Raw genomic sequence first — 11,878 nt, forward strand, 5'->3', positions numbered from 1 at the left:
CCTGATGAGGATGGGTACAGGGTATCGGGTGAATTACAGATCGTTGGCAATAAACTCCTTTAAGGCCTCGGTTTCCGGCGCTTTCAAAATGGCGGCACTCCCGCTTTCATGCACTTTTCCCTGATGCATAAAGATCACCTTATCGGCGACTTTGCGTGCGAAATTCATCTCATGCGTCACCATGATCATCGTCATGCCGCTGCCCGCCAGCCGCTCAATCACGCGCAGCACTTCGCCGGTTAATTTAGGATCCAGCGCCGACGTGACTTCATCAAAAAGCATCACTTTTGGTTTCATCGCCAGAGAGCGGGCGATAGCGGCACGCTGCTGCTGCCCGCCGGAGAGCTGCTCAGGATAGCTGTCCACTTTATCCGCAAGCCCGACCTGCTCCAGAACGGAGAGCGCCAGCCTTCTGGCTTCCGCCTTCGGCATTTTTTTCACCGCGACCGGACCAAGCGTAATGTTCTGCTCAATGGTGAGATGGGGAAACAGGTTGTAGCTCTGAAAGACAATGCCAACGTCCTGACGTAGCTTACGCAGGTCGACTTTGGGATCCTCCACTTTATAGCCGCACACTTCGATGCTGCCGCCGTTGATGGTTTCTAACCGATCGATACAGCGGAGCGCCGTGCTTTTGCCCGAGCCGCTGGCGCCAATCAGCGCCACGACCTGGCCCTGATTCACGGAAAACGAGACGTCTTTCAGCACTGAATTTTGACCAAAACTCTTCTGTACGTTGCTTAAGGTAATGATTGACATAACTTTATCCTTATCCTCGGTTAACGCGTGCCGCCATGGACTGCAGGCGCTTTGCCTGCTTCTGCGGTGCTCCGCGTTCCAGCCGGCGGCTTAGCGCTGAAACCGGAAAACACAGGCAGAAGTAAATGCCGGCAACGATCAGATAGATAACGAAGGGCTGGAAAATCGAGTTGTTGATGAGCTGGCCAGCGCGCGCCAGCTCGACAAAACCCACCACCGACGCCAGCGAGGTGTTTTTGATTATCTGCACCGAGAATCCCACGGTAGGCGGCGTTGCCAGCTTGATTGCCTGCGGCATGATCACTTTGAACATGCGCTGAGTGCGCGACAGCGCCAGGCATTCGGCCGCCTCCCACTGCGCGCGCGGAACCGCTTGTATGCAGCCGCGCCAGATCTCACCGAGATAGGCGCTGGCATAAACGGTGAGAGAGATGCCCGCTGCCGGCAGAGGCGCAATCGAATAGCCGAGTTGCGGCAGGCCGAAGTAGACCATAAACATGATGATCAGCAGCGGCGTGCCCTGAATCAGCTGCACCCATGCGCTGACCAGAAGCCGCAGCGGCTTCACTGGCGCAATACGTCCCAGCGCAATGAGGAACCCCACCAGACCGCCGCCGCCGAAGGCCATGAGCGACAAAATCACTGTCCACAGCGCACCATCAAGCAGAAACTGCAGATGAGCAAAGTTAAGCGAAATATTCATCAACGGCTCTCCTTAAATCGACGTGCCAAGACGGCGGCGGCGCGGGAAAATTACCTGACCAAATAGCCAGAATATCACCCGCATCAGCAGCGACAGCGCGATGTAAATACAGGCCACGATGAAGAACGTTTCAAAGGGGCGATAGGTTTCTGACTGGATAAAATTGGCCGTTGCCGTGAGCTCTTCCGTGGAAATTTGCGATGTCACCGACGATGCCAGCATCAGCAAAATAAACTGGCTGGTGAGCGAGGGGTAAACGCGCTCAATCGCCGGGCGCAGCGCCACGTGCCAGTATTGCTGCCAGCGGTTCAGCCCCAGCGTTTCGGCGGCTTCCCACTGGCCTTTGTGAATCGACTCGAAGCCGGCGCGCATAATCTCCGCCGTATACGCCCCGACGTTGATGGTGAGCGCAATGACTGAAACCGTGAAAGCGCTGAATGAGAAGCCCAGACTGGAGAGACCAAAATAGACCAGGAAGATCTGCACCAGAAAAGGCGTATTGCGAATCGACTCGACATAAACGCCCGTCAGGCGCGCCAACCAAACCGACTCCGAACGACGCGCCGCTGCGCACAGCGTACCTATCAGAAAACCGGTTAACGTCGTCACCAAAGCCAGTTTGGCGGTGAGTAACGCGCCGCTCCACAGAAGCTGCCACTGCGCGAGAATTGCTGTGAAATCGAGCATCATAAGGTCAACCCCGGTTATTTTGTTACGCTGTTTTGCTGGCCGGTCAGGCGGTCGTAAACTTTAAAGAGCGCCTGATTGCCGTTGGCACCTTCGCCATAGGCCTGCGCGTTTTGAAACTGCGAGGCGACCAGCGCGGTAGCGGGGAGCGGGACCGGATGCTTCTGCGCGGCCTCCAGCACAAGACGCAGATCTTTCATCATCAGGTCGATGCGAAATCCTGCGGAGACGTCACCCTCAATCATTGCGCCACCCAGTTTGTCGAGCATCCAGGAGGCCGCCGACCCGCCCATCAGCACCTCGCGCATCTGCGGAAGATTGATATCCCAGGCGCGCGCCAGCGCTAACGCTTCGCAAATTGCCTGGATGTTGATACCACAAATCAGCTGGTTACATAGCTTTACCGTCTGCCCCGCGCCGGATGCGCCAACGTGATTGAGCGTGGTGCCCATGGCGCGCAAATAAGGCGTTGCGTGGGCAAAACCTTCGGCGCTGCCGCCCACCATGATCGTCAGATTGCCGTTTTTTGCGCCAACCGGGCCGCCGGAAACCGGCGCATCCAGCATCGTGACGCCAATGGTTGCCAGCGATTCGCTTAGCTGGCGCGTCGCGGCGGGTGCGATAGTGCTCATATCAACAAACAATTTCCCACGCGGCGGGCTGCTCAGCAGTCCGCCGGCGCCGCGCACGATCTCTTCAACCTGCGGGGTGTCTGGCAGCATGGAGATGACGATATCGGCATCAATGATAGCGCTGGAAAGATCGCTGACGACGTCCACGCCGTACGGGCGTAGCGCATCGCCTGCCGCTGCGACAACATCAAACGCGCGAACGGTAAAACCCGCCTGTGCCAGATTGCGCGCCATCTCGCGGCCCATGACGCCAAGTCCAATAAACCCGACAATGCCGGAAGTGCTGTTACTCATCGTTATGCTCCAGGTTGATGGTTAGTTAAGTTGTTCCAGCTGAGCGAGCTTCGCGACGCGACGAACAAAGTCGTCGTCATGCACAAACTTCGCTTCGAGGAAGGCAAGAATCAGATCGCGAGCAAGCCACGGCCCGACAATTTGCGCCCCCACGCACATGACGTTGACGTCGTCATGCTCCACCGACTGGTGCGCGGAGTGCACGTCATGGCAGACCGCCGCGCGGATCCCTTTGACTTTGTTAGCGGCGATAACCGCCCCGACGCCGGTGCCACAGACCAGAATGCCGCGCCGATCCGCGCTGCCGCGCACCTTGCTGCATAGCGCCAGGGCGATATCCGGAAAATCAACCGGTTCGGGGTCGTGGCTGCCAACATCGTCAATCTGATATCCGGCCTGATGCAGCCACTGCTTAAGCTCCTGCTTGAGGTGAAATCCTGCGTGGTCACTGCCAATCACAATCTGCATCTGCTGTTTTCCTTTTACGGAGTAGTGAAGGTCGATGAACCGCTGCTGGCCTTGAGGATGGTGGCGCGACGGCGAAAATCTGAGCCAATCTCGAAGTGGCGGCCAAGTAACTCATCGGCTTTATTTTCATCACGTTCGACGATGGCGGAAAAAATGGCGCGGTGATGGTTAATGAGGAACTCTTCAATCCCCTCGACCTGAATGATCTGCTCGCGGCGGTCAAGGTGTGAACGACGCATCAACATGCTGATGGACTGATAAATATTGATAAGCGTGGGCGAACCGGATGCGGTGACGATGCTTTCGTGAAACCTGAAATCCGCTAAGGCGCCGAGCTCCGGGGTGCGGATGGTCTCAATGATTTCACCGAGACAGGCGGCCAGGCGATCGTAGTCACTTTGCGTTGCGCGGCGACAGGCTAAGCGAACGGCCTGACGCTCAATCGCGATTCGTGCCTGCATGACGTCATCTACCACGTTGGGCTGGTGGGCAAGTACGAAAGTAAAGAATTCACCGAGAATGGAGACATCAGGTTTGGTTATCACGGTACCAACGCCGTGGCGGATCTCCACCGCCCCGACCATGGCGAGCGCCCGCAGCGCTTCGCGCAGTACCGGCCGACTGACGCCTAACTTTGCCGAAAGCTCGCGCTCCGGCAGAAGGCTGTCCCCGGCTTTCAGTTCGCCGTTGAGTAGCTGATCCCGCAAAAACTTTACAACTCGGTCGTAGCCGCTGCCGGCTTCTGTCTTTTCACGCCTGATTTCCATGTGATCTCACCAGTGGTCTGTAGTGGTAATACCAATGGTAGATATGTTGATGAAATATTAACGTGATATTGATCGTTTATTGATCAGTTGTTTTTGTGATGTAACCGGCAATGAGCGGAGAAAGGTGAACGGGCCAGGGAACGTTGGCCGTATTGCGGCAGGCAGAGGCGAAGCGGACAGCTAGCGGAGAGGCTGCAGATAGCGTGCGTCGGGACTTAGCTAAACCGGGAAAAGGGTTCGCACAAGAATCATGGCGGAGCCGTCGCCCGGGCCTATCGGGCATGATGAGAGATATTAGCGAATGGAGGTCGGCCTGATTTTTTCAGGCGGCGAGTTAACCTCCCTTCCCTCGAACATTCTCTGCATTGAACTGTCTCATCTCATTATCCCGCCAGCGTTCCCAACGGTTCCTGAGTTCACTCCTGCTGGAGCCAATATCTTCATTCAATATCGTCGCCTGGCGTATGCGCTCAGCCCGGAAGTGACGAAAGCCGCCGCGTAGCTCGCACCAGCTAATGAGGAGACAGCAGTTCTGGTCATAGCCCAACACCACCGGCCAAACGATTCTTTGAGTGATGTCACCGGAGCTGGAGCAGTAATCCAGCAACAGCTTTTTTCCTTCCCGAATGGCGATACGTATATTCCGCGTATCGGGTTTGAACCTGTCAGACTCATCCGGCTTTATCCCTACTGCCGAATAAGATAAACAACCGAGCAGCCGCGCGGGAACTACCGAGGCGATTTTTGCCAGCACGTCGCTGGCATTATTCGCCAGCGTCGCATCCGGTAAGCGCCGCACCAGTTCCGCGCCAAGAAAGATGGCTTCCAGCTCCTCGGCCGTAAACATCAAAAGAGGCATGTTGTAGTCTGAACTTAAAATATAGCCCGCCCCCGCCTCCCCCTCTACCGGCACCCTTTGTCCGGCGAGATCCGCCATATCCCGATAAATGGTTCGCTTTGAGACTTCAAGCTCTTCGGCCAGTTTCGCCGCGGTGACTGGAAGCGTCGAACGCCTGAGTATCTGGAGAATCTGGAACAACCTGTCTGCACGCCGCATTTTTTCATCCTGTTGCCACCACGCTGTCAGCATACCTGAGTAAAGATATTTTTCAGAGGCCGCGCTATTCGCCGCCATAATGGAGCATCGCTATGAAATTTGTCTCTGTCCGCCTGATTGCGCAAAACATCAAAGACGTTGTGCAGTTTTATGAATTAGTTACCCGCAGCAAGGCTGACTGGTTAGCCCCGGTTTTTGCCGAAATCGTCACGCCGGTCGCCGTTATCGCCATAGGTAGCGTTGAGACGGTAGCGCTGTTTAAAGAGGGCAGCGCCCAGCCCGCACTTAATCGCTCGGTAATTTTGGAGTTCAGGGTAGAAGATGTCGATGCCGAATTTAATCGCTTAAAAGAGCACATCGAAGTGGTTCATCCCCCGAAAGATTTACCCTGGGGAAACAGGACGGCGCAGTTTCGCGATCCTGAAGGCACGTTGATCTCACTTTATACTCCGGTAACGGAGGCGGCGAAAACGCGCTTTAATCGGGGATAAGAGGAAGGTAAACCGATAAGAAGCTCTCCCGTCAAAAGAAAGATGGGAGAGCTGCTCGGGAAAGTCTCACGCCTGAGGCGACGACGAACAGGGCCGGCCGAATCAGTTTATTTCAGCGGCAAATAGATATCCGTGAGCAATTCATGTTCCGCCACCTCATGGACAAAGTTGTGGTAGTGAAAGAAAAGCGGGAAATCGCGCAGCTCTTCTCCGCTGCCGGGCAGCCAATCGCGATACAGGGCCTGCGCCAGCCCGGTTAACGCATCGTGCGATCCCTGATGGCGCAGCACCGCGCATCGACCCGCGGGGATGTCGCTATTAACCACCCCGAAGCGATTGTCTTCGGCAATCGGTGAGGTTACCGTTCCGCAAATATGGAACGCAAATTCATCCGACGGCGTTGTAGCCGGATCGTCCGGAGCAAGACCGTACGTCTGGCTGCTGGCAACGGGAGAATAGCCCGTGGTTTTTCGCCACTCAATAAAGCGGGCCGCAGTTTCGTTTATGAGCTCCGGCTGTCCATAATGAGTCAGCATGGCGACTGATGACGCGGGAAAATTGACGATCTTGACCTGGCCTTGCATCGTTTGTCTCCTGGCTTTATAGGGTTCGGAATGACGGTCTGATTAGTAGTAGCTTCGTGGCCCGGTCCGGTTTACTTTATTGCTATTAGCCAGGAGCCGCTCAGAGGCGAAACGGAGATAACGCTTTGAAAACCGTCGAGATACTGCAGTACATCCTACGCAAAGGCACCGGAGCCACTTTTCACGCCATCATGCAGGACATCAGCGTTCCCCTACACCAACGACACGGGATCGATGTCGTGTCATTTGGCAACTCGCTACATGACCCGGATTGCTACTACCTGATGCGCGCCTTTGATAATCCTGAAAGCATGGCTACGGTTCTCGATTCTTTTTACGCCAGCGCTGACTGGCGCAACGGCCCACGCGAAGAGATCATTCACAACATTGAAACCAGCTTGAAAACAGTGATAAACCTGCCGCCGGAAAGCGTAGACGGGCTGCGGGTACAATCGTAGGTTATCGTCTTCGCCAGACATTTTGAGCGTCGCCAAATTTTGAGCCGCCGCGGACATCCGCTCGTTTATTCGCCATTGTCGATTAAGTACACGCGTGGTTAGGCTTGTTTCTTCTCGTTCCACGCGTCAGAGTGAAGAATATTACCGTCTTTATAGAGATGAGTGATTTTCTCATAACTCAGAGAAACATCTTCCATGTGTCCTGTACCTGTTACGTCGCGGGTGTCGTGCATCAGCGGGCTATGGCTAACCACTTTCACATTTTCCAAAGCGATCGTGTAGTAAATTTCCTCCTGTCCATTGTAGTTTATTCTGTAGAACTGAAATTCAGCACTTTTAAGCGTCTGGCCTGTTGCAACGGCTTTAAACAGGTAAGGTGATGAACTATCGATCTCTTTGGTGAAATTAAAAGAGCAGTGTTGACGGGAACCAGTAATTTTACCAGTAAGAGGATCTGTAGGAATAACCACGCCATGTTGCAAGCTGCGTAGCTCTATACTTCCATCCCTTCCGTGAACATCACAAGATCCCATAATCTGCGATCCGCCATCATCTTTTAAAATTAGGTGAACAGGTACAGCCATTTATTAAGCTCCTTGTAATTAGTCGTACAACCATTTCCCGGCTTTAGCCGATTCTGCAAACATTCTTACAGTAAGAGGTTTTGATATTTGTTTTACTGGTTTATCAGTGAACCATTTTCTAAAGAACCACGTATGAAACCACGGATAATATTTTTCGTAATTCATTACTGATACATCAACATGAAATACCTCATCGTATTTATCAATACAGCAAATTAAATCATCATCATCAGCATAATCTTGCAATACGTCGTCCAGTTCCAACGGTATTAGTTTTCCTGAGAAAGTACCCAACACAGGCAGCTCATTACGGAAAAACTCTAATACTTCCTGATCCGTTACCATATGCGATCTTTCTCATGAGCAATGGTGTTATAGTCTCGAACAGTTTTATAAACGATCTGACTAACATCACTTGCAAGAATCACCCAACCGATTACAGGAAAGCCACGACCTACGAAAGCTCCTAAATTACTTACGTACTTTGGTTTAAGCGTTGCTATGCTGGCTTCTGTCAATGTGGGAAGTCTGATCGGTAATTCAACGTTAAGATACTGGCGTAAGTATTTAGAGGCTATAGAGGTTCCTTGAGTCGCCCCATAAGGTTTGCCCCTTGTCTTTAACAGTGGTAACCCCAGTATGATGCAACTCAATGCCAGAAGGTCTGTAACCCCTCCAAACTGCTCGTTTGTCTTGTCCAGAAAGAGCCAAAAGAACAATTCACCCGCTGAAATGTTATCGATCCCTTTGTAGAAGTACGTTCCGTTAAGCTCTTCCACTGTATCCATCAGTAACCCTATACTTTCTATTGGTTTGCTTATTTATCGTACTCCTACGCAATCAGAGAGGGGGAAGATTTCTTCCACGAAACTTCTGATTTTTAGGCAATAGAAGCCATAAAGCCTCATTGGTGATACAGCGACAAGCGGGGCGTAGCGATTTTCTTGTGTTGGTACTTCGTCGTTCATTGGTAGAACGATCGCGACAACTTATCTAAGGTAACTTGTTGAAAGAAAAATGAGTTTTATTGAGGTTTTGCTACAAAGGGGGAAATCTGGAGCGGGCGAAGGGAATCGAACCCTCGTATAGAGCTTGGGAAGCTCTCGTTCTACCATTGAACTACGCCCGCAAAGAGGTGCGAGGGTCATTATAGACCTTACGCACCGTCTGACAAGACTGAACCATGCTAACTGCTGATAAAATAACCCGTTAGCACTTAGGCTTACTGCCCTGCGGCGGTAAATAGCGCTGCGGATCGATGGCCGTGGCCCGGTAGCGTATCTGGAAGTGCAGGCGCACGGAGTCAGCATCGGTGCTGCCCATCGTGGCGATCTGCTGGCCTATCTTCACGCTCTGGCCGTTATTGACCATCATTTTATCGTTGTGCGCGTAGGCGCTGATGTAATCATCGCTGTGCTTAATCATGATCAGATTACCGTAGCCGCGCAGCTGGCTGCCGACGTACACCACCTTCCCTGCTCCGGCCGCATACACCGGTTGGCCGCGCGTACCGGCGATATCAATGCCCTTATTGCCGCCATCGTTTGAGGAATAAGGCAGTATCACCTTACCGCTGGCCGGCCAGCGCCAGCAGCGCTGCCCCACCGGCGGCCACGACACCTGCGGCAGAGCGGCCGGCGGCTTAGCCGCTGCGGTGCGGGTCGCGCTGCTTTTCTTCGCGCTCTTTCCGCCGCTCGTCCCCGAGGCGCTGTTCAGCTTCAGACGCTGTCCCACTTCGATGGTGTAGGGCGGCGAAAGATTATTCAGCCGGGCCAGATCTTTGACGCTGGTGCCGGTGGTGCGGGAAATACGGTACAGCGTATCACCGCGTTTAACGGTATAGGCGGAACCAGAATCAGATGAACTGGAGCATCCGGCAATCACCAGGCTGCTAACCAACATCATCGTGATATAAAAGCGTTTTCTCATCAGGCGTCCTGCACTCAACACAAACTTTCACCTCGTCAGAATGGACGAATATCATACCAGCCCATAGCCGGATCCCCAATCGATACGCCTCTTATCCTTAAGGATTAAACACCCCGCTGACAGCCGCCAATATCGCGCCCTGCCGCTGTCCGCCAGGCTCCTGGGCTTGTTTTGGTAATGCCTTTCGTCCGCGAATGGTCTACCCTAACGGCCTGAGTACATGGCCCGGCGGGTTTGTACCGGGTCATTTATTATTTTCAGGAGTCGTTATGACCGGGGAACACGTCATTTTGCTGGACGAGCAGGATAAGCCTGCCGGCATGCTGGAAAAGTATGCCGCCCACACCTTCAATACCCCACTGCACCTCGCGTTTTCCTGCTGGCTGTTTGACGCACGGGGCCAGCTGCTGGTCACCCGGCGCTCGCTGGAGAAGAAAGCCTGGCCGGGAGTCTGGACGAATTCGGTCTGCGGACACCCTCAGGAGGGCGAAACCTTCGAGCAGGCCGTCACGCGGCGCAGCCGCTTTGAGCTCGGCGCCGAAATCACCGCTATCGCGCCGGTCGCGCCGCAGTTCCGCTACCGGGCCGTGGCCCCCAACGGCATCGTCGAAAACGAAGTCTGCCCGGTATACGCAGCGCGCGTCATCGGCCCGCTGCGGCCGAATAGCGATGAGGTCATGGACTATCAATGGTGCCCGCTGCAGGACCTGCTCAACGCGCTGGCAATAACGCCGTGGGCCTTTAGCCCGTGGATGGTGCTGGAGGCCACGGATGCGGGTGCGGCGCTGCAAGACTACGCCGCGTCGCTGCGCTGACGGCCGCCCTACCGTACGTAAGCGCCTCCTCGAGCGGCCATTGCAGAGGCTCTCGGCAGCACCCATAAAAAAACCCCGGCACGCAGGCCGGGGTTTTGTCGTTCGCGGTGGTCGCAGTCGGTCTTATTTAACCGGGCGCATCGCCGGGAACAGGATCACGTCGCGGATGGTGTGGCTGTTGGTAAACAGCATCACCATACGGTCGATACCAATGCCCAGGCCAGCGGTCGGCGGCAGGCCGTGCTCCAGCGCGGTCACGTAGTCTTCGTCGTAGAACATCGCTTCGTCGTCGCCGGCGGCCTTAGCGTTCACCTGGTCAAGGAAACGCTGCGCCTGGTCTTCAGCATCGTTCAGCTCGCTGAAACCGTTACCGATTTCACGTCCGCCGATAAAGAACTCAAAGCGATCGGTGATTTCCGGGTTGTCATCGTTACGACGCGCCAGCGGAGAAACCTCAGCCGGGTACTCGGTGATGAAGGTCGGCTGAATCAGGTGCGCTTCCGCCACTTCTTCAAAGATCTCGGTCACAACGCGGCCCAGACCCCAGCTCTTCTCAACCTTGACGCCGACGGCGGCAGCAATCGCTTTCGCAGAGTCGAAGTTATCAAGATCCGCCATCTCGGTTTCCGGACGGTATTTCTTGATAGCCTCACGCATGGTCAGCTTTTCAAACGGCTTGCCGAAGTCAAAGGTCTGATCGCCATAAGGCACCGCGGTGTTGCCGAGAATATCCTGCGCCAGGGTGCGGAACAGGGATTCAGTCAGCTCGATCAGGTCCTTATAGTCCGCATACGCCATATAGAGTTCCATCATGGTGAACTCTGGGTTGTGGCGTACGGAGATGCCTTCGTTACGGAAGTTACGGTTGATCTCGAACACGCGCTCGAAGCCGCCGACAACCAGACGCTTGAGGTACAGTTCCGGCGCGATACGCAGGTACATGTCCAGATCCAGCGCGTTGTGATGGGTGATGAACGGACGGGCTGACGCACCGCCTGGGATCACCTGCATCATCGGGGTTTCAACTTCCATAAAGCCGCGACCGACCATGAACTGGCGAATGCCGGCCAGGATCTGCGAGCGCACTTTAAAGGTGTTGCGGGATTCATCGTTGGAGATCAGATCCAGGTAACGCTGGCGATAGCGCGCTTCCTGATCCTGCAGGCCGTGGAATTTGTCCGGCAGCGGGCGCAGGGCTTTGGTCAGCAGACGCAGCTCGGTGCAGTGAATAGAGAGCTCGCCGGTTTTGGTTTTGAACAGCTTGCCGCGCGCCGCGAGGATATCGCCGAGGTCCCACTTCTTGAACTGCTCGTTGTAGACGCCTTCCGGCAGATCGTCACGCGCAACGTACAGCTGGATGCGGCCGCCGACGTCCTGCAGGGTGACGAATGAGGCTTTACCCATGATACGACGGGTCATCATGCGGCCAGCCACGGAGACTTCAACGTTCAGCGCTTCCAGCTCTTCGTTTTCTTTCGCATCGAAGTCAGCGTGCAGTTGGTCAGAGGTATGGTCACGACGGAAATCGTTCGGGAACGGGATACCCTGCTCGCGCAGCGCAGCCAGCTTTTCACGACGGCTTTTCAGTTCATTATTAAGGTCAATTGCCGCGTCAGCGCCCTGTGCTTGTTGTTCAGACATGTTGGTTCC

15 protein-coding genes, 1 tRNA gene and 1 pseudogene are annotated in these 11,878 nt (G+C 54.6%); 3 read left to right on the forward strand and 14 right to left on the reverse strand.

The genetic code is table 11. From position 1 onward, the window contains the following. Nucleotides 1-33 precede the first annotated feature (33 nt). The 7 genes from RTE01_RS17305 to RTE01_RS17335 all read right to left on the reverse strand — a co-directional run bounded on the left by RTE01_RS17305 (nt 34) and on the right by RTE01_RS17335 (nt 5,445). Complete coding sequence (locus RTE01_RS17305; protein WP_045857196.1) at nt 34-759, reverse strand: amino acid ABC transporter ATP-binding protein; 726 nt, start codon at nt 757-759, stop codon at nt 34-36. Between the two features lie 10 nt (nt 760-769). Continuing rightward, entirely contained in the window at nt 770-1,462 is a 693-nt protein-coding gene (locus RTE01_RS17310) for an amino acid ABC transporter permease (protein ID WP_115191926.1), read from the reverse strand. A gap of 12 nt (nt 1,463-1,474) precedes the next feature. Beyond that, nucleotides 1,475-2,152 (reverse strand): amino acid ABC transporter permease, encoded by a 678-nt coding sequence (locus RTE01_RS17315; RefSeq protein ID WP_115191925.1) that lies wholly within the window; start codon nt 2,150-2,152, stop codon nt 1,475-1,477. A gap of 14 nt (nt 2,153-2,166) precedes the next feature. Then, the gene (locus tag RTE01_RS17320) at nt 2,167-3,075 is read right to left on the reverse strand and encodes an NAD(P)-dependent oxidoreductase (RefSeq protein WP_134527706.1); all 909 of its coding nucleotides are present in this window, start codon (nt 3,073-3,075) and stop codon (nt 2,167-2,169) included. 21 nt (nt 3,076-3,096) lie between these two features. Further along, nucleotides 3,097-3,543: a ribose 5-phosphate isomerase B gene (rpiB, locus tag RTE01_RS17325; protein ID WP_045857187.1), complete on the reverse strand. Its 447-nt coding sequence runs from the start codon at nt 3,541-3,543 to the stop codon at nt 3,097-3,099. Nucleotides 3,544-3,557: 14 nt separating this feature from the next. Beyond that, nucleotides 3,558-4,310, reverse strand: a complete 753-nt coding sequence (locus tag RTE01_RS17330) for a FadR/GntR family transcriptional regulator (RefSeq protein WP_045857186.1) — start codon at nt 4,308-4,310, stop codon at nt 3,558-3,560. Nucleotides 4,311-4,644: 334 nt separating this feature from the next. After that, a complete protein-coding gene (locus RTE01_RS17335; RefSeq protein WP_255313541.1) occupies nt 4,645-5,445 on the reverse strand; it encodes a helix-turn-helix transcriptional regulator in 801 nt (266 codons plus the stop codon). A 14-nt stretch (nt 5,446-5,459) separates the two neighbouring features. Here RTE01_RS17335 and RTE01_RS17340 point away from each other — a divergent pair, with 14 nt between their 5' ends. Further along, entirely contained in the window at nt 5,460-5,858 is a 399-nt protein-coding gene (locus RTE01_RS17340) for a VOC family protein (protein WP_134527709.1), read from the forward strand. 107 nt (nt 5,859-5,965) lie between these two features. Here the strand turns inward: RTE01_RS17340 and RTE01_RS17345 are convergent. After that, nucleotides 5,966-6,451 (reverse strand): annotated as a pseudogene (locus RTE01_RS17345) (AraC family transcriptional regulator); the annotation flags it as partial. Nucleotides 6,452-6,567: 116 nt separating this feature from the next. On the opposite strand from RTE01_RS17345, the gene RTE01_RS17350 reads away from it, so the two are divergent. After that, on the forward strand, nt 6,568-6,900 hold the full coding sequence (locus RTE01_RS17350; RefSeq protein ID WP_123552007.1) for an NIPSNAP family protein: 333 nt from the start codon (nt 6,568-6,570) through the stop codon (nt 6,898-6,900). A 98-nt stretch (nt 6,901-6,998) separates the two neighbouring features. Here the strand turns inward: RTE01_RS17350 and RTE01_RS17355 are convergent, their stop codons facing one another. The 5 genes from RTE01_RS17355 to actS form a co-directional block, all read right to left on the reverse strand. Then, on the reverse strand, nt 6,999-7,484 hold the full coding sequence (locus tag RTE01_RS17355; protein ID WP_134527712.1) for an Hcp family type VI secretion system effector: 486 nt from the start codon (nt 7,482-7,484) through the stop codon (nt 6,999-7,001). Nucleotides 7,485-7,502: 18 nt separating this feature from the next. Beyond that, nucleotides 7,503-7,829, reverse strand: a complete 327-nt coding sequence (locus RTE01_RS17360; protein WP_115191920.1) for a DUF1493 family protein — start codon at nt 7,827-7,829, stop codon at nt 7,503-7,505. Further along, nucleotides 7,823-8,272: an STM2901 family protein gene (locus RTE01_RS17365; RefSeq protein ID WP_141335212.1), complete on the reverse strand. Its 450-nt coding sequence runs from the start codon at nt 8,270-8,272 to the stop codon at nt 7,823-7,825. Before RTE01_RS17365 ends, RTE01_RS17360 begins: the two co-directional genes overlap by 7 nt. 267 nt (nt 8,273-8,539) lie before the next feature. Beyond that, a tRNA-Gly gene (locus tag RTE01_RS17370) sits at nt 8,540-8,613 on the reverse strand. 80 nt (nt 8,614-8,693) lie between these two features. Then, the gene (gene actS / locus RTE01_RS17375) at nt 8,694-9,413 is read right to left on the reverse strand and encodes an amidase activator ActS (RefSeq protein WP_041147137.1); all 720 of its coding nucleotides are present in this window, start codon (nt 9,411-9,413) and stop codon (nt 8,694-8,696) included. A gap of 269 nt (nt 9,414-9,682) precedes the next feature. On the opposite strand from actS, the gene idi reads away from it, so the two are divergent. After that, a complete protein-coding gene (idi, locus tag RTE01_RS17380) occupies nt 9,683-10,228 on the forward strand; it encodes an isopentenyl-diphosphate Delta-isomerase (protein ID WP_134527715.1) in 546 nt (181 codons plus the stop codon). 123 nt (nt 10,229-10,351) lie between these two features. Here idi and lysS read toward each other — a convergent pair whose 3' ends face one another. Next, nucleotides 10,352-11,869 (reverse strand): lysine--tRNA ligase, encoded by a 1,518-nt coding sequence (gene lysS / locus RTE01_RS17385; RefSeq protein ID WP_041147139.1) that lies wholly within the window; start codon nt 11,867-11,869, stop codon nt 10,352-10,354. Nucleotides 11,870-11,878: the final 9 nt, after the last annotated feature.

The organism is Klebsiella terrigena (genome assembly GCF_006539725.1).
Classification (GTDB): domain Bacteria; phylum Pseudomonadota; class Gammaproteobacteria; order Enterobacterales; family Enterobacteriaceae; genus Klebsiella; species Klebsiella terrigena.